This window comes from Sporosarcina koreensis, assembly GCF_001531445.1.
Classification (GTDB): Bacteria; Bacillota; Bacilli; order Bacillales_A; family Planococcaceae; genus Sporosarcina; species Sporosarcina koreensis_C.
In genome coordinates, this window is sequence record NZ_LQYA01000003.1 from 25,396 (window position 1) to 43,068 (window position 17,673).

At 46.6% G+C, this 17,673-nt stretch carries 14 protein-coding genes; 7 read left to right on the top strand and 7 right to left on the bottom strand.

All coding sequences use genetic code 11. The features are described 5' to 3' along the window. From AWV70_RS00665 to AWV70_RS00685, 5 genes are all read right to left on the bottom strand, one after another. On the bottom strand, positions 1-1,407 hold the full coding sequence (locus AWV70_RS00665; RefSeq protein WP_060203293.1) for a sensor histidine kinase: 1,407 nt from the start codon (positions 1,405-1,407) through the stop codon (positions 1-3). Then, positions 1,404-2,105: a response regulator transcription factor gene (locus AWV70_RS00670; protein ID WP_060203295.1), complete on the bottom strand. Its 702-nt coding sequence runs from the start codon at positions 2,103-2,105 to the stop codon at positions 1,404-1,406. Before AWV70_RS00670 ends, AWV70_RS00665 begins: the two co-directional genes overlap by 4 nt. A gap of 90 nt (positions 2,106-2,195) precedes the next feature. Next, a complete protein-coding gene (locus AWV70_RS00675) occupies positions 2,196-3,839 on the bottom strand; it encodes a peptide ABC transporter substrate-binding protein (RefSeq protein WP_060203297.1) in 1,644 nt (547 codons plus the stop codon). A gap of 24 nt (positions 3,840-3,863) precedes the next feature. Then, positions 3,864-4,829, bottom strand: coding sequence for a dipeptidase (locus tag AWV70_RS00680; RefSeq protein WP_060203299.1), 966 nt, complete (start codon positions 4,827-4,829; stop codon positions 3,864-3,866). Next, complete coding sequence (locus AWV70_RS00685; RefSeq protein WP_060203302.1) at positions 4,816-5,541, bottom strand: gamma-glutamyl-gamma-aminobutyrate hydrolase family protein; 726 nt, start codon at positions 5,539-5,541, stop codon at positions 4,816-4,818. Before AWV70_RS00685 ends, AWV70_RS00680 begins: the two co-directional genes overlap by 14 nt. A 259-nt stretch (positions 5,542-5,800) precedes the next feature. On the opposite strand from AWV70_RS00685, the gene AWV70_RS00690 reads away from it, so the two are divergent. From AWV70_RS00690 to AWV70_RS00710, 5 genes are all read left to right on the top strand, one after another. Continuing rightward, on the top strand, positions 5,801-6,811 hold the full coding sequence (locus AWV70_RS00690) for an asparaginase (RefSeq protein WP_060203304.1): 1,011 nt from the start codon (positions 5,801-5,803) through the stop codon (positions 6,809-6,811). A 43-nt stretch (positions 6,812-6,854) separates the two neighbouring features. Beyond that, positions 6,855-7,790, top strand: a complete 936-nt coding sequence (locus AWV70_RS00695; protein WP_060203306.1) for an ABC transporter permease — start codon at positions 6,855-6,857, stop codon at positions 7,788-7,790. A 59-nt stretch (positions 7,791-7,849) separates the two neighbouring features. Next, positions 7,850-8,764, top strand: coding sequence for an ABC transporter permease (locus AWV70_RS00700; protein ID WP_060203511.1), 915 nt, complete (start codon positions 7,850-7,852; stop codon positions 8,762-8,764). Positions 8,765-8,789: 25 nt separating this feature from the next. After that, positions 8,790-10,796 carry a dipeptide ABC transporter ATP-binding protein gene (locus AWV70_RS25175; protein ID WP_060203307.1) on the top strand — a complete coding sequence of 669 codons (2,007 nt, stop codon included), beginning with the start codon at positions 8,790-8,792 and terminating at the stop codon, positions 10,794-10,796. A 90-nt stretch (positions 10,797-10,886) separates the two neighbouring features. Next, positions 10,887-11,840 (top strand): hypothetical protein, encoded by a 954-nt coding sequence (locus AWV70_RS00710; RefSeq protein ID WP_060203312.1) that lies wholly within the window; start codon positions 10,887-10,889, stop codon positions 11,838-11,840. 239 nt (positions 11,841-12,079) lie between these two features. On the opposite strand, the gene AWV70_RS00715 is transcribed toward AWV70_RS00710, so the two are convergent. Further along, a complete protein-coding gene (locus AWV70_RS00715; RefSeq protein ID WP_060203314.1) occupies positions 12,080-13,231 on the bottom strand; it encodes a S1C family serine protease in 1,152 nt (383 codons plus the stop codon). 356 nt (positions 13,232-13,587) lie between these two features. Between AWV70_RS00715 and adh the strand changes: the two genes are divergently transcribed. Both adh and AWV70_RS00725 read left to right on the top strand, forming a co-directional pair. Further along, positions 13,588-15,129, top strand: coding sequence for an aldehyde dehydrogenase (gene adh, locus AWV70_RS00720; RefSeq protein WP_060203316.1), 1,542 nt, complete (start codon positions 13,588-13,590; stop codon positions 15,127-15,129). 40 nt (positions 15,130-15,169) lie between these two features. Then, positions 15,170-15,532 (top strand): DUF779 domain-containing protein, encoded by a 363-nt coding sequence (locus AWV70_RS00725; protein ID WP_060203318.1) that lies wholly within the window; start codon positions 15,170-15,172, stop codon positions 15,530-15,532. 324 nt (positions 15,533-15,856) lie between these two features. Here AWV70_RS00725 and AWV70_RS00730 read toward each other — a convergent pair whose 3' ends face one another. Next, positions 15,857-17,500, bottom strand: a complete 1,644-nt coding sequence (locus AWV70_RS00730) for an S-layer homology domain-containing protein (RefSeq protein WP_060203320.1) — start codon at positions 17,498-17,500, stop codon at positions 15,857-15,859. Positions 17,501-17,673 lie beyond the last annotated feature (173 nt).

Here is a 17,673-nt window from a genome sequence, read left to right on the forward strand (position 1 = left end):
TCATTCATTCGGCAACTCAATCCGGAATTTCGTTCCTTCGCCTTTCACACTTTCAACAGCAATCGTTCCGCCGTGCAAGGTGACCAGCTGTTTTACAATCGATAACCCGAGTCCGAATTCGCCGTATGGATTCGTTGTCCGTGAATCAATCGCCTTGTAGAAGCGGCTCCAAATCTTCTCGATCTCTTCGGGGTCCATCCCGATGCCGGTATCTTCGATTTCGATGACTGTACCATCTTCCTGCGCGTATCCCCGGAGCCAGATCGTTCCGTTCTCTGTGAATTGGATGCTGTTTTTTGCGATGTTAATGAGCACTTGGGTGAGTCGATCGTAATCGGCGAACACCGACACTTCCTGCGAAACTTCCACCGTGATTTGATCGCCGCGTTCCGCTGCTGCCTCTTCCAGTTGTTCCTGAATGATTTCAAGCAGTTCCCCAAGTTGGATTTCCTGCTTCAACAGCGTCACTTGGTTGGAACGGATTTTTTCATAATCGAGATTTTCATTCACAAGCCGGATGAGTCGCATTGTTTCGCTGCTTGCGAGTTGCAAGCCCCGCTCCTTTTCCGATTCTGAAATCATGTCATTGTGCAATCCTTCAATGATGCCGCGGATTGTCGTAAGGGGCGTACGGAGTTCGTGCGAAACATCTGCCATGAATTGCCGACGGCGGTTTTCAAGGTTTTCAATCTCTTCTGCTGACGTTTTAAGCTTCTCAACCATCCTGTTGAAATCTCCTGCAAGTTCTCCGATTTCATCGACACCCGCAGTCGGAATTCGCACGGAATAATCGCCTTGCGACACATTCGCAGTTGCCGATTGCAGTCGCTTGATGCGTCTGCCGTTAATAGTTGATAGAAGTCCACTCATTACCAACGCAATTGCTAAGGCAATGAATGTAGTGTAAATCAAATAGCTGTTCATTTGGGATATGACTTCCCGGGAGCCTTTGATCGGGGAGGTTAATAAAACACCGCCGACAAACTGGTTCCTGTGGAAATAAGGGAGGAGCACAAAAGTGACCGCCTGTTCGAATCGTTTGAATTCCTGTTTCACGGTGATCGTTTTCCCGCCTTGCAATGCCCGCCACTCTTCTTCATTGAGTTCAATCAAAGGCGTCTTCAGCTCGGTCGAATAAATGATGGCCGATTTTTCATTGAATAGGCTATATTGAATATCCCTTTCTTCCAATACATGTCCGTACGATTTTAAAATGTCCCGCGAGCTGCCTTGGACTTGTTCGATATCACGCAAAATCGATTGTCCATAGGAAGCGAGCTCCTCGGTTTTATTGTCATAGACGAATTGCTCGACGAAGTGGGAAAATAGCAGACTGAGAATTAAAAAAGCGATGATGATGATACTGAAATGACTTGCCAATTGCTGATAGAAATATTTGATTTTCATGCCGGATCACCGGTCGTTTCGTCAAATCGATAGCCGACTCCCCATACTGTATGGAAAAACGGCTGATCGACCTTCGACACTTTCGAGCGCAGCCGTTTGATATGCACATCGACTGTCCGGTCATCGCCGTAGAAGTCGTAGCCCCACACGCGGTCAAGCAGTTGCTCGCGCGAAAACACCTGCTTTGGATGTTGAATGAAAAAATGGAGCAGATCGAATTCCTTCGGTGTCAAATTTGGCACAGGTTTGCCGTCCAATAGCACTTCACGTGTCGACGTATTGATGATGAAATGTTTTGTTTTCAATGTGTCCGCGTCAACACTGTCTTCCTTCGCGATCAAATACCGGCGTGTGACCGCTTTAATGCGCGCCATGAGCGCAAGCGGACTGAATGGCTTGGTGACATAATCATCCGCACCCATCTCAAGTCCAAGTACCTGATCGGATTCACTATCCTTCGCGGTCAGCATGATGATCGGAACAGCCGTCTTTGCCTGGCGCAGTTTCCGGCAGATTGTCACCCCATCCATCCCTGGCAGCATCCAGTCGATGATCAGACAATCCCAACTTCCCGACATGGCCCTTTCATAGCCTTGCAGCCCGTCACCCACAAATTCTCCGTGAATCCCTTCCTTCTCAAAAAAAAGTTCGATCATGGCAGAGACGCTTGCATTGTCTTCGATGACGAGAATATTCATAGTCTGTCCTCCTACATAAAGGTTTCTCTTCTTTGATTATAACGGAATGAATAAGAAAAACCCGCTTAGCGATGTAAGCGGGCGGAGAAATCAATCAACTACTTTAATCGTCTTCAATTCAATAGAAGCGCCATACGGGTGAATTACTACACCTTTGACATTAGGCTTTTGTAAATATGCTTTTCCTTCGAAGTATAATGGACCTAATGTGCCGTCATCAACGAGCATCAATTTTTCAGCGTCTATCAACATTTGAAGACGTTTATCTTCATCTGCTTCGACAAGGGCGTCATCGATCAGCTGCTTATACTTTTCGTTGTAATAGTTTCCGCGAAGTCCGCGCAGCGGTTCGCCAATCCATAGGCTTAAAATATCCATCGCGTCATTATAGTCCGCACCCCAGCGGGAAATACCCATTTGGAACTCGTTGGCTCTCATCGCATCAAGGCGGCCGCTGTATGGTTTTGTATCGATCTGCACATCGATACCAAGATTCTTCTTGAATTCACTTTGCAGGAAGATTGCTGTGTCTTTTGCAATCGTGTCATCCGCAGTCAAAATTTTAAGCGGTGGAAGTTCGCCTACTTCGGCCATTCCTTTTTCCAAGTATTCTTTCGCCTTGGCAACGTCCATTTTCGCATGGTCTCCGCTTAGCTCTCGGAATGTTTTATTCCCATCCCCCATAACGCCTGCTGCGACTAATCCATACGCAGGGACGGAGCCGTTATTCAGAACCGTTTTTGTCAATGTCTCCGCGTCATATGCGAGTTGGAACGCTTTACGGATATTGACATTGTCGAATGGTTTTTCGAGGAAGTTGAACTGCAAATACCAGGAAATGAATTCCGTTTCCGTTCCGAATTCTTCGCTGTCTTTGTAGGAGTCAACGTCAGAAGATGCCAAGTAGACACGGTCCAATTCGCCGGCTTCATATAGATTCAAGGCGGTGCTTTGCTCCTTGATGACCTTCATCGTCACTTTGTCGACATCTACATTATCGAAATCCCAATACTCCTTATTCTTCACTAATGTGACGCCTTGGGCTTGGTTGTATTCGGTCAATACGTACGGCCCGTTATACAAAATCGCATCCGCTGTCAGTGCGAATTTATCTTCACCGACTTCATTGATGAATTTCTCATTCAATGGGAAGTACGTGACGAAAGCCGTCAAACCAAGGAAAAACGGTGTCGGAGCTTTAAGGGTGACGACAATCGTTTTATCGTCGGGAGTCTCAATCGCGACTGCATCGGCCTCAGCTTCGCCGTCCACAAATTCCTGTCCGCCTACAATGTAATCGGCAAGAATATTGGAATATGCGCCCGCTGTGTCTGGATGCATTGCCCGTAACCAGGAGTATTTGAAGTCATTTGATGTTACAGGATCGCCATTGCTCCATTTGATGCCATCGCGTAGATGGAAGGTGTACGTCAATTTATCATCTGACACATCTACACTCTCTGCCATAGCGGGCTGTGGTTCATTGTTTTCATCCAAACGGTAAAGCCCCTCCATCACGTTGTTTAACACAGAGAATGAAATACCGTCCGTCGTTAGCACTTGGTTCAAGTCGGGAATATCATTGGCGAGGCTCAAGTTGACGACTTTTTCTTTGCCATCCTTCTCACCAGCCTTTTCCCCATCATTATCCTTTGAGTCGCTGAAGCCGCAGCCGCTCAAAAAGACGGCCATGATCAATGAGAGTACGAGTAAAAAATTGAATTTTGTTTTCATTGGAATCCCCCTATTCTTCTTGTTTTATGAAAGTACTTCTTCCTCCGGGAGTCGCGAGACCAATTTGCCGGGATGGTTGTTGAGGAAGTTTCTATATGCAAATCCCTTCACTTCATCCTCGCTATACGTTTTCAACAGCTCGTTGATCAATGCGGGGTGCATGGAGGCGTCTTCAAGACCGATGATTTTTTCCGAAATGCCGTCAAAATCTGACCCTAAGCCAAGCCGATCGACACCTCCGAGGGAACAGAAATGGTCGATATGCGTGATGAGGTCCGAAATGGATGCAGGACCTTTTCCAACTACGAAAGGCGGGTTGTAGACGACGTGAATCAGTCCATTTTTTTTGAACAATTGCGTCGCTTGCTCATCTGTCAAGTTCCGTCTGTGGTCGCAAAGCGTTTTCGAGTTGGAATGGCTCGCGATTGGAAAATGAGCCACATCCATGACATCCCAAAAAGCCTTTTCGCTTAGATGGGAAACATCTGTTAGAATCTTATTTTCATTGCAGAATCCGACAATTTCTTTTCCGAAAGACGTAAGGCCTGCACCGCGTTCCTCCCCGACACCATCCGCCGCCAAATTCGCATTATTCCACGTCAACCCGATCGATAAGACGCCGAGTTCACGTAGGATCGACAGCTTTTGCATGTCATTCCCGATGCAATCGACTCCCTCGAGTGTAAGAAATGCACCGATCTGCCCTTCTTGAAGCTGATCAAAATCGTCCCATGTTTTCAGTGCTTTCATATTCGGATTTCTGCCAATCACTTCAGTGTAAAAATAATGGATCTGATCGAGTGCCGCTTGGAATTTCTGGTCCGATTTCATGGATGGCGAAATGAAAATAGCGAATGCCTGGATGTGCACTTCGCCTTGCTTCAGCTTGTTGTACGTGACATCAAGTTCACTGGAATCTGTAAATGAAATTTCCCCTTTTGCCTTATGCATTCTTAACAATACGTCGCAATGCAAATCAATGATATTCAACTGCACCCATCCTCTCTAGACAAGCTTTCATATAAGCGCTGAACAAGCGCATGGATACTTGGTCATCTTTTTCCATTAAAGCCTCTGGATGCCATTGCACACCTACAACGAAATGATGCTCCGGGCTTTCAACCGATTCTATAATTCCATCACTAGCTTTGCCTGAAACGATGAGCGGAGAAGGGACATCTTTCAACGCCTGGTGATGAAAGGAATTCACCATGATTTTCTCGGACGCAGTGATGGACGCGAGAAGAGTGCCTTTTTCAATATGGACAGCGTGTGATTGGTGTTCTCTTTTCGCTTTTTGATCATGCTGTAATAGCGGGTTGGTGCTTTGTGAATTGATGTCTTGGTAAAGTGTTCCGCCAAAAGCGACATTCAGAACTTGGTGACCTCTGCAAATGCCGAGAATCGGTTTATCCAGTGTGAGCATATGCCTCACAAGCTCTAGCTCGATTCCATCCCTTTCTGGAGTGACGTTTCCAAGCTGGGGCAAAGGCTCTTCGTTGAATAGTTGAGGATTCAGATCACCCCCACCTGAAACAATCAAACCATCCACAAGCGTAGTGATTTGCTGGGCGTCATTTTCCACCCCGGTCGGTATGAGCAAAGGTACGCCACCCGAGGCGATGACAGCCTGGATATACGTATTTTGGAGCGTGTGTACTGTCGAATCTATGTTGGAAGTAATGCCGATGATCGGTTTCAATTTTCAATCCTCCTTTTGTGAATAAAAACTAGTAGAAACACATCTCTACCACCCATCAGAATAGTCTGACGAATGAGTTGTTATAACCTTATCAAACCTGAAAGAACCTTTCAAGCTGTTTTTAAACTATTTTATATACTTTTTATAGATGGAATAAATTGTTTAATAGAAAATATAAAGTTATTTAATTATATGGTTGAAATAAGTTGTTTCAAGCTTTATACTTGTTTGAAAATAAAGAGAATGGGAGTGTTAGTACATGTCTGAGGTGCTTGTTACAGTAGAGCGTGGCCGATTGATTGAAAGTATACATAGGGGAGACATTGCAATTGTCAATGCAAAAGGGGAAGTAATTTCCTCGGTCGGTGACATTGGAAAGGTTGTATTTGCACGTTCATCCATGAAACCGTTGCAAGCCATTCCAGTTATTGAGACGGGTGCAGCCGATCATTATCATTTTGACGATGGAGATTTGGCATTGGCTTGTGCTTCCCATAATGGTGAAAAGCAGCACACCAAGAGAGCTACTTCGATTTTAAGCCGATTGGAATTAGATGAGGCTCATTTAAAATGTGGCACACATCCTCCAAGGCGGCAGGAGGCGTATGAGGAATTGATAAGGAGTGGAGGCGAAAGCACAGCGATTCATAATAACTGTTCCGGCAAACATAGCGGAATGTTGGCCACTGCAAAATATATGAATGAAAATGTGGACGATTATTACAAAATCGACCATCCCGTTCAACAAAGAATCCTATCAGTCATTAGCGAGTTGACGGATGTGCCAAAAGAAGATATCGAAATCGGCACAGACGGATGCGGCGTTCCGGTCCATGGAATCCCGTTGCGGAATTTGGCGCTTGGGTTCGCAAGAATGGCTGATCCGAGTGATCTGAAAGAAACACGGCAACAATCGATTGGCCGAGTGACGGATGCCATGATGAATGCACCGGAAATGGTTGGCGGCACCTCTCGTTTCTGCACGGATTTCATGAAGCATATGCGTGGAAAGATGTTTGGCAAAGTGGGTGCGGAAGGGGTTTACTGTGTAGGGGTCCCAAAAGCAGGCATCGGGATTGCGGTGAAGATTGAAGATGGCAATTCCCGTGCGACTTCCTCCGTCATACTGGAAATCCTTAGCCAGATGGATCTGATTGATGAAAAGGAAGCGAAGGTACTTGAATCCTATCATTTTCCGACATTGTTAAATGCCAGAAAAGAGAAGGTGGGTATGCTGAAACCCGTATTTTCCATTTATCAAAAAGTATAAGACGAACTTATGAATAGGATATTCATGCGAAGGGGTGAAAGGGATGAAGAAATTCATTGTCGTCAGAGTCGTTAATATCATCTTGACACTTGTTGTCATTGCTTCTGCCACATTTTTCCTAATGAAGTTATTGCCGGGATCGCCTTTTGATGAAGAAAAGCTGGCCGGTTTATCGGAAGAGGCAAGGACTGAATTCTATGCGAAATACGGGCTTGATAAGCCAATCATCATACAATACGGAATCTATATGGAGAACTTGGTGAAAGGCGACTTGGGTACGTCTTTCTATTTCAAAGGGCAAAAGGTCGAATCACTTATCAAAGATAGAATTGGGCCTTCTGCGTTGCTAGGCTTACAGGCGGTCATTTTAGGAATGTCTATCGGTCTTATTCTCGGGATGATAGCTGCATTCAGACATAATACAGCTTGGGATTACTTCACGATGTTCATTGCCGTCATCGGTGTTTCGATACCGAACTTTGTTTTTGCTGCATTGCTGCAATATTATATTGGGTTGAAATGGGGGATCCTTCCCGTCGCTTTCTGGGAAAGCTATAGCAGTTCCGTGTTGCCGACAATCGCTCTAGCGATGATGGTCATCGCCCTTATTGCGCGATTCACGCGGAATGAGATGCTTGAAGTGCTGCAGCAAGATTATATTTTGACTGCAAAATCAAAAGGGCTCTCCAAATGGAGCGTCATTTTCAACCATACGCTCAGAAATTCACTCATTCCAATCATTACGATATTGGGGCCAATCACCGTCAGCTTGCTCACGGGCTCTCTCGTTATTGAGAATATTTTCGGTATACCGGGGATCGGAAGTTTGTTCGTTGACTCAATCAAGGTGAATGATTATACGACGATTATGGGCTTGACGCTGTTTTACAGTGCGTTCTATATCCTAACCATTTTGGTCGTCGATTTACTATATGGAATCATTGATCCGCGAATACGTTTGACAGAGTCGAAGGGGTGAGAATGATGTCTAACAACAGTGTAAAAGAATATGAAGCCGGGCTGGAAGATTTGGTTGAAATGGAATTCGATGAAAACTCTTTTGAAGTCGTCGGCTACCAAAAAGATTCACAGGAAATCATCACTCGACCGCAAATGAGCATGTTCAAGGAAAGCTGGATACGTCTTAAGAAAAATAAAGGCGCGATGCTAAGCTTGATTATTTTATCTATTCTTATTGTCATGGCGATTATCGGGCCGCATCTTAACGAGTACTCCTACGAGCAAACCGATTATGATAAAGTGTTCCAAAAACCGAGCAGCGAGCATTGGCTAGGGACGGACCGTTTCGGCAGAGACCAATGGACAAGGATTTGGGAAGGGACAAGAATTTCCTTATATATCGCATTTTTAGCTGCTACTCTTGACTTGATCATCGGGGTTATGTACGGAGCTGTTTCCGCTCTATTAGGCGGACGGGTGGATAACGTGATGCAGCGGATCATTGAAGTGTTAGTCGGTATTCCGAACCTCATTCTGATCATCCTGCTCATTATGTTGATGAAACCGGGAATTGTGACAATTACCATTGCGATGGTCATTACGGGATGGGTGAATATGGCGAGGCTTGTCCGTTCGCAAGTGTTCAAACTGAAGACCCAGGAATTCATCCTCGCGTCAAGAGCATTGGGCGCTTCGAACGGCAGGCTTATCAAGGAGCATTTTATCCCGAATACGCTCGGTCTCATCATCGTCAATATGATGTTCACGATACCTGCTGCGATTTTTACGGAAGCATTTTTAAGTTTTATCGGCCTTGGACTGCAAGAGCCGCTCGCTTCTTTAGGTGTATTGATAAACGACGGATTCCAAGCAATGAGAAACCATTTCTATCTCTTGCTGTTCCCGGCATTGGTTATTGTCGGACTGATGGTCTGCTTCAATCTATTGGCGGATGGTCTGCGGGATGCGCTCGATCCGAAAATGAAAAAATGAAGTAATGATCCGAGGGGGGATTTCAATGAAGCCATTACTGGAAGTGAAAGATTTACATGTATCTTTCCATACCCAGGCGGGCGTTGTCAAAGCCGTCAGAGGCGTCAATTTTACTGTGAATGAAGGAGAGACATTAGCCATTGTAGGGGAATCGGGATCAGGAAAGTCGGTCACATCCAAAGCGATCATGAAATTGTTGCCAGAGAAGATTGCGACGTATGATAGCGGGCAGGTTCTATTCGACGGTCAAAATCTGTTGGAAGCTCCGGAACGGCGAATGGAAGTCGTCCGCGGTTCGGAAATTGCCATGGTGTTCCAAGACCCGATGACGGCACTGAATCCGACAATGACAATTGGAAAGCAAGTCGCGGAAAGTGTCATGAAACATCAGGGTTTATCGAAAAAAGAGGCACAGAAACGGGCAATCGAAATATTGGAGCTGGTTGGCATTCCGGAGCCGGCGACTCGTGTAAATCAATACCCCCATCAGTTTTCGGGAGGGATGAGGCAGCGTGTCGTCATCGCGATTGCCATTGCCTGCAATCCAAGGCTGCTCATTGCGGATGAACCGACAACGGCTTTGGACGTAACGATTCAAGCGCAGATTTTGGATTTATTGAAGGATATTCAAAAACGTATGGGAACGGCTATCATCCTGATTACTCATGACTTGGGCGTCGTTGCGAATATGGCGGATAAAGTAGCGGTCATGTATGCAGGGAAAATTGTTGAAGAGGGGACGGTCAATGAAGTCTTCTATGAATCGCAGCACCCTTATACATGGGGGCTATTGAAATCGATTCCCGATTTGGATGCTGAGGAGGAGTTGTACTCCATCCCTGGTTCGCCTCCGGATTTATTGCACCCGCCTGTCGGAGACGCGTTTGCCGTGCGGAACGAATTTGCATTGGCCATCGATTATAAAACCCAGCCGCCGATGTTTAAAGTGTCCGATAGCCATTCTGCAGCGACGTGGCTGCTGCATCCGAAGGCTCCCGATCTTTCAGCAGTTATTCAAGTGAAAGAGAGGGAAAGGGTGGCAGTAGCGAAAAAGAGGAATAGGTTGATTGCCGATTCATCCCCGATCATTCAGGTAAAAGATTTGCAGAAGCATTTTCACCTATCCGGGAACAAGCAATTGCGTGCTGTCGATGGCGTTTCATTTGACATCAACAGAGGAGAGACACTCGGCCTGGTAGGGGAGTCGGGATGCGGAAAATCGACGACCGGCAGAACGATCATCCGTCTATATGAACCGACAGGCGGAGAAGTGTACTTCGATGGGGAGCCCATTCATGGACAGTTGAATAAGGGACAGGAAAATCGAATGAAACAAAAGATCCAGATGATTTTCCAGGATCCATACGCTTCCCTTGACCCCCGGAAAAAAGTTCTCGATTCTGTCGCGGAAGGCATCGACATCCATAAGCTTGCTACCAGTCCGAAAGATCGAAAGGATATTGTGCAAAACCTTCTTGAAGTTGTTGGACTGAATAAGGAATTCATGAACCGATATCCGCATGAATTTTCAGGGGGCCAGAGGCAAAGAGTAGGAATCGCGCGTGCCTTGGCGGTAAACCCCGATGTGATTATTGCGGATGAGCCAATATCCGCGCTGGATGTGTCGATCCAAGCCCAAGTCGTGAATTTGCTGAAGGATTTGCAATATGAGAAGGAATTGACGTATTTATTTATCGCGCATGATATTTCGATGGTGAAATACATAAGCGATCGGATCGGTGTCATGTATTTAGGGAATCTTGTTGAGCTCGCCCCGACAAAAGCGATCAGCGAAAGGCCCCTTCATCCTTATACACAAGCATTGATGTCGGCAGTGCCGGTGCCGGATCCGATGGAAGAACGGGACAGAGAACGCATCGTTTTAACGGGGGATCTTCCGAATCCGATGAACCCGCCGACGGGATGCCGTTTTCGGACACGCTGTCCATATGCGATGGAAAAGTGTAAGGAGATTCCTCTTTGGAAAGAGGCTGAAAAGGATCATTGGGTTGCCTGTCATCTCATCGATTGATTGATGCGGATCTACTGTCTATTGACCTATGGAATTATGGTATGATAGATGCAAAATGAGTAGATGGATAATGGAAGATGAGGAGAAAGAATGAAAACCAAAATTCACATCATTTCGATACAAGAAGGTTATTTAACGATAATCTCTAAACAACTGGAATTAATTTTTGGTGATAAAGCAATCGTCTCAAAATTGGTCGTCAAAGATTTGGATGGCGATAGTATTTCGTCGGAGGACATTGTGGTTTTATCAAGGTCAATTCTGATGGGGGTCATCCGTCCCTTCATTCCGAAAGAGTGCAAGATGATTATTGCACATCGGGAAGTGAATATCGCGAACACGAAGCGATTGATTGACTTGCCGGCGGGTCAGAAATTATTAGTTGTAAACGATACACTTGAAAACGCTCAGGAAACATTGGATTCCTTAAAAAATATTTTCTTTACCCATATGTACTATTTAGATGATGAAAACAATCCGGATCAAGCTATCCCTGCGGATATCGATTATATCGTCACTCCGGGAGAGATGGAGTTTGTCCCTAACAGGTATTCAAATGTCATCGATATTGGTGATCGATTGTTATCTTACGGAACAGTATGGGCGATTGCGGAAGCATTGGAGGCAGGGTTCACTCACGAACAACTGGTGAATCGTTATGTGAAATCCCAAGTATCACTTGCAGAATCGGTTTCTGCCAGCTTTGCGCTCGAACAGGATTCTCATGCTACTAATGCGACCCTATCCCCTGAAGAGATCCAGTTCATAAACAGGAAAATTGAAGAACATGGCTTCTTGAAGGAAAGTATAAGGATCCTAGGCATTTATGCGGAAGGGAAGGCGCAGCTAAAAACCTTTGGCAGAGTCAAACTGAAAAAGCTATTAGAAGCGCACGATATTTACTTATCTGAACAGCAAATCCGCCTTCGATTGGAGGTTTTGCAAGAACTTGAACTGTTGAACGCCCGCCAAGGAAGAAGCGGGACGACAATCACGACTTTAGGAGAATGCTATTTGCAGGCAGAAAATTCGATTCAATCTTAAACAAACACCTCCGCCACAACTGAAAATGGCAGAGGTGTTTATTCATTTAGGAAACTTTAAAATTCTTGGGACGTCTAGACTCCGGGCGCCAGTGGCTCGGGGTCATAAGTCAAAGCTAAATCCGTCACGAAGAACGGCTTTTGCGAGTAAAAGCGTAGCGTTACGAGCAGCGAAAAGGGCGCCACGCCGCATCTTTGTCTTATGCCTGTCGCCCCTAGACAGGCGCCCTGCGCTTTTGTTTATTTGCTCGTCAACGTTAATTCGACTGTCCTTTTTTGGGAGCCTGAGTAGACGGTTAGCGTCGCTTTATCGCCGATGGAAAGCTTGGAATAAAGGAATTTGCGCAGCTCCATGGAAGTGCTGATGTCGGTTCCGTTAATCGCCGTGATGACATCCTGCTCCTTTAATCCTGCTTTGCCCGCAGCGGACGCTGGGTCGACGCTTGCGACCATCACTCCGCCTTTCACTTCCTCAGGAAGGTTTTGAACGTACATATACGGAACTTCGGCCAAATCCGCGAGGCTGACACCGATATATGGTCGTTCGATTTTGCCGTTTTTCGTAATTTGTTCAAGCAATGGAACGACTTCATTGCTCGGGATCGCGAAGCCAAGGCCTTCTACGCCGTTTTCCGCGATTTTCAAACTGTTGATGCCGATTACTTTACCGTCGGTTGTCAGAAGACCGCCGCCGCTGTTGCCGGGATTGATCGCCGCGTCGGTTTGGATTACATTCATTTCCCAGTTGCCTGCAGTTGTTTTCACGTCAATGGATCGTACAGGCGCGCTAATGATGCCTTGCGTGACGGTGCCAGAGAAATCCAGGCTGAGCGGATTTCCGATTGCAACGACCGAATCTCCTGCCCGCAATTTGTCGGAATCCCCGAATTCAAGAGCAGTATCGACTTGTTTGCTACTAATCTTCAGGACGGCCAAATCGGTCAATGCATCACTACCGATTAGCTCCGCGGTCTCTTTTTCCCCGCCGTGCAATGTCACTTCGATTTTCCCTGCTCCTTCGATGACATGGTTATTCGTTGCGATATAGGCATCGCCGCCATCGATTTTATAGATGACGCCGGAGCCAGTCCCAAATTCCGAAAGCTCCGAGCTGCCGGCGAACCGGTTGCCTGTATTTTTGAAGTTCGATAAACCGACAATCCCTTTTGATGCATGCTCCACCATATCAGAAAGTGAGGTTGGGGAGTTTGCCGAAGTTTGAACGACATTCGGTGTGTTGGCCGAATTTTCCGTAGCGCCCGCCGTTGCCTCGTTCTGTGTTTTTGCCTGTAAGATGTCCGTGTTCGCCACGACGCCGAGCGTTAGCGCGGATCCGAGGATGCCTGCGCCGACTGTTGTGATGAAACGTTTGCCAAATGAATTTTCCATCATGATTACCCCTCTCTTGTTCTCGTTGTTTTCATTGTAAGTGGAAAGTATGAACAAATTATTACGGGGGAATGAACAAGTGGTAAACAGTGACAGATGAAAGTTTTGTGAGTGGTGATAAAGTCTTCGTAAGCGGTGATAAACATAGCCCGAGCGGTGATAATTTCTCCCTAAGCAGTGACAAACTGTGTAACTTGCAATAAATTATATAGTCAGATAGAATGAATTAACAGACTCTTCATTCATTAAATGTAAGCGCATTCAATGCGAATGGCGCTGCATACTTCTGCATATGGTGGCTTTGTGTGCAATTATTGCACTTACTATAGCAATCTATAAAGAATAGGGAGGAATGGAACATGGTACAAGCTGTTGAGAATCACGTTTATGCATTTCCGAACACAGAAGGGGCGAAGGTGAATTTCAAGGAACGCTATGATAATTTCATCGGCGGAAAATGGGTCGCCCCGGTGAATGGGCAATACTTCGACAACCCGACGCCTGTCACAGGCAAAGTGTTTACGCAAGTGGCGAGATCGACTGCTGAAGACATTGAGCTTGCGCTGGATGCGGCTCATGCGGCAAAGGATGCCTGGGGGAAGACTTCAGTTACGGAACGTGCAAATATCCTTTTGAAAATCGCTGATCGCATAGAAGAGAATCTTGAAATGCTTGCCGTTGCGGAAACATGGGAAAACGGAAAAGCGGTCCGCGAAACATTGAATGCCGATTTGCCGCTCGCAATCGACCATTTCAGATATTTCGCTTCAGCGATCCGTGCGCAAGAAGGCGGCGTCAGCCAAATCGACAACAATACAGTCGCGTACCATTTCCATGAGCCGATCGGGGTAGTCGGCCAAATCATCCCCTGGAATTTCCCGTTGTTAATGGCGGTGTGGAAGCTTGCGCCTGCGCTTGCTGCGGGGAACTGCGTCGTGCTGAAGCCGGCTGAGCAAACGCCATCATCCATCCTTGTGCTGATGGAATTGATCGAGGACCTCTTGCCAGCAGGAGTCGTCAATATCGTCAACGGCTTTGGTCTAGAAGCTGGTAAGCCACTTGCATCGAATCCACGAATCGGTAAAATCGCATTCACAGGCGAGACGACGACAGGTCGGCTTATCATGCAATATGCATCGCAAAACTTGATTCCGATGACGCTTGAGCTCGGTGGGAAATCGCCGAACATCTTCTTCGAGGATGTCATGGCTGAAGACGATGCATTCTTGGACAAAGCGATCGAAGGATTCGTCATGTTTGCCTTGAATCAAGGGGAAGTGTGCACATGCCCTTCGCGTGCATTGATCCAGGAATCCATTTACGACAAGTTCATGGAACGTGCACTTGAGCGCGTCAAGGCGATCAAAATCGGCAATCCGCTCGACCCTACAGTCATGATGGGTGCACAAGCCTCGACGGAGCAATTGGAAAAAATCCTTTCGTACCTTGATATCGGGAAACAGGAAGGAGCCGAGTGCCTCGCTGGAGGAGCGCAAAACAAGCTTGAAGGAGAACTGGCGGAAGGTTACTACGTCCAACCGACAGTCTTCAAAGGGAATAATAAAATGCGCATCTTCCAAGAGGAGATCTTCGGGCCGGTCGTTTCCGTCACGACGTTCAAAACGAAGGAAGAAGCGTTGGAAATTGCGAACGACACATTATATGGCTTGGGATCGGGCGTTTGGACACGCGATATGAACACAGCATATCGCTTCGGGCGCGGCATTGAAGCAGGGCGCGTCTGGACGAATTGCTACCATGCCTATCCGGCGCACGCCGCGTTCGGAGGCTACAAAGCATCCGGAATCGGACGCGAAAACCATCTGCAAATGTTGTCGCACTACCAACAGACGAAAAATATGCTCGTTAGCTATAGCGAGGACAAATTAGGATTCTTTTGATGAAGTAATCTATGATCTTTGAATGAAAGGAGGAATGCCAATGCCCGAACGCGTTCTTGCAACGGACGCCGCTTTGGAATTGATCGAATTACTGAAGGGAAAGCACGGCCCATTGATGTTCCACCAATCGGGAGGATGCTGCGACGGCTCCTCCCCGATGTGCTACCCGGAAGGCGACCTGATCATTGGAGACCAGGACGTCCTTCTTGGACATATCGGCGGCACGCCTTTCTACATGCATAAAAACCAATTTGACTATTGGAAGCATACCCAGCTGATCATTGACGTCGTGGAAGGCAGGGGAGGCATGTTCTCATTGGAAGGAGTGGAAGGGAAGCGGTTCCTCACGCGGTCCCGTGCCTTCACGTCAGAGGAAAATGAAAAGCTCCAGCAAGAAGCATAGAATGGGCTATCCGGAAAGTCAGTTTTTACTAACTTTCTGGATAGCCCCGTTTCATTAGTATAAGTGATCATAAATCACGTCGAGTGATCATAAAACCTGATAAGTGATCATAAATCACGTCGAGTGATCATAAAACCTGATAAGTGATCATAAAACTCAGCGAGCGATTATAAAACCTGGCAAGTGATCATAAAACTCCGCAAGCGATCATAAATCACAACAAATGATCATAAATCTCAGCAAGTGTGTAAAATGTCACCCCCACGCAAAAAAGACTGCCCTTGAAAGTCGATCCATCGACCTTCTGGACAGTCCTTTTTCAAATCATTGATTCGTCAGGCTTAACAACTTCGTCAATAGACTCGCAGCAAACGCGCGCGTCGCCGGTTCAGTCGGATGGAAAGCTCCGTCCTCCAACGAAATGACACCGAGTCCACTCATCGTTGCAATTGCTTGGATCGTCTCCACGTCATAATCGCCCATATCCGTCGGCGACGTGAATGTATTGGATGCAGGCATATCGCCACCAAGTTCACTCGCAGCTACACGCCATACCATAAGTGCAAGTTGTGCACGTGTCACATTTTCTGTCGGTTTGAAATTGCCGTTATCGCCTTTAACCAAGCCGTTCGCAAAAGCGGTTTGAATATCGGCTTGCGTAGCCTCTGAATAATCCCCGATATCATCGAATGGAACCGCAACATTGGCCGCTGGCAGCTGCAACGCCCTCACGAAAACCGAAGCGGCTTGCGCGCGAGTCAATCCATTATCCGGCTTGAAAGTCCCGTCCGCATATCCATTGAAAATCCCGAGCAATGTGGCCTGCTCGATTGCACCCTCTGCCCAATGACCTTTAACATCGCTGAACGAAGAGACGGCTGCTTCCGTCGTCACATTTAAGGATGGTGATTCCTCGCTGCTGTTTCCGTTTCCATCTACTGCCATGATGGAAAAAGCATACGATTGATTTTCATCCAAATCCTCGACCGTGAATGAAAGCACATCGCCATCAACAGAACCAATCTTTTCATCCTGTAGATAAATATCATATGTCGCAATCTGCCCTTCGGTGGTCGCCGCCTTCCAAGCAAGTGTGACAGAATCAGTTGTAACCTCATCCGCTACAAAAGCGTCGACTGGAATCCACGGATAATCAGCTTGGACTTTATTCCAAAACAGTTCCGCCACGACCTGATAGCCTTCCGGACTCAAGTGGATATTTTGCGGATTCGGTAAATTGGCCTTGAAATCTTTTGCAACGATATCAGCCGTTTGCACCCAATCGACATTCGGCAATTGTGCTGCCGTTTCAATCGCTTTGTTTACACCGGCCAACAGCTGCGCAAGCAAAGGTTGAATCTCCTTCGGTAGATGAGGGTAAGGATTGTAATAACCCATCACGTAAACTTGCGCCTCAGGATTGATCGTATGGATAGCTGTAATGATCTTCATCAGATTCATGCCGACTTGCTTGATTTCCAACTGGAGCGCTTGCTCGTCATACATGACAGCAAACGTCGTCGGATCGATTTTCACATGAGCAAGGACATCGTTCGCACCCGCACTGATCGTAATTAGACCGGCATTGGCAATCGCGTCATGAAGACGAATGGACTTGCCGCCAACGTCCCGCGTCGCATTTTCTTCAATATCCTTCAGCACATCCTTTGTCGTATAGCCAGGCGCGGCGAAGGTTTTATTGAAAGATTCCAAGAGCCCCGTTTCTTCCATAGTGCCTGCCAAATAATCGGCATAGCCGTCGCCCATTTCACCGAGGTGGTCCATTCCGGCAGCGAGTGAGTCCCCCAAAGCGAGATAGCTAGCGGAAGCGACCCATGTCGGTGCGGAAACTTCTGTCGTGTTTTCTTCTACCGTTGTATTAGCGCTTACATTTTGCGTTGGCGCGAGTCCGACATAAAGCACGAGCGCCAAAATAGCGAACCAATTGCATAAGAACTTTTTTCTCATATTTCCTCCCTTTGGAACTATTTTTTTAATTTTACCTGACTATTGGGAATTTTTCAATATGGTATGGAAAATCTTGTTGGACAATCTGCTACCCACTGCCATATGTATGTTCACTTTTACCATCGTATGAGCAAAAAAATAAGGCGCCTCTCATAAAAGAAGAAGCACCGGAA

Excerpts from the sequence above, each read along its gene's own strand:
- AWV70_RS00665 (WP_060203293.1), bottom strand. The coding sequence starts at position 1,407 with ATGAAAATCAAATATTTCTATCAGCAATTGGCAAGTCATTTCAGTATC.
- AWV70_RS00670 (WP_060203295.1), bottom strand. The coding sequence starts at position 2,105 with ATGAATATTCTCGTCATCGAAGACAATGCAAGCGTCTCTGCCATGATC.
- AWV70_RS00675 (WP_060203297.1), bottom strand. The coding sequence starts at position 3,839 with ATGAAAACAAAATTCAATTTTTTACTCGTACTCTCATTGATCATGGCC.
- AWV70_RS00690 (WP_060203304.1), top strand. The coding sequence starts at position 5,801 with ATGTCTGAGGTGCTTGTTACAGTAGAGCGTGGCCGATTGATTGAAAGT.
- AWV70_RS00695 (WP_060203306.1), top strand. The coding sequence starts at position 6,855 with ATGAAGAAATTCATTGTCGTCAGAGTCGTTAATATCATCTTGACACTT.
- AWV70_RS00700 (WP_060203511.1), top strand. The coding sequence starts at position 7,850 with ATGGAATTCGATGAAAACTCTTTTGAAGTCGTCGGCTACCAAAAAGAT.
- AWV70_RS25175 (WP_060203307.1), top strand. The coding sequence starts at position 8,790 with ATGAAGCCATTACTGGAAGTGAAAGATTTACATGTATCTTTCCATACC.
- AWV70_RS00710 (WP_060203312.1), top strand. The coding sequence starts at position 10,887 with ATGAAAACCAAAATTCACATCATTTCGATACAAGAAGGTTATTTAACG.
- AWV70_RS00715 (WP_060203314.1), bottom strand. The coding sequence starts at position 13,231 with ATGATGGAAAATTCATTTGGCAAACGTTTCATCACAACAGTCGGCGCA.
- adh (WP_060203316.1), top strand. The coding sequence starts at position 13,588 with ATGGTACAAGCTGTTGAGAATCACGTTTATGCATTTCCGAACACAGAA.
- AWV70_RS00725 (WP_060203318.1), top strand. The coding sequence starts at position 15,170 with ATGCCCGAACGCGTTCTTGCAACGGACGCCGCTTTGGAATTGATCGAA.
- AWV70_RS00730 (WP_060203320.1), bottom strand. The coding sequence starts at position 17,500 with ATGAGAAAAAAGTTCTTATGCAATTGGTTCGCTATTTTGGCGCTCGTG.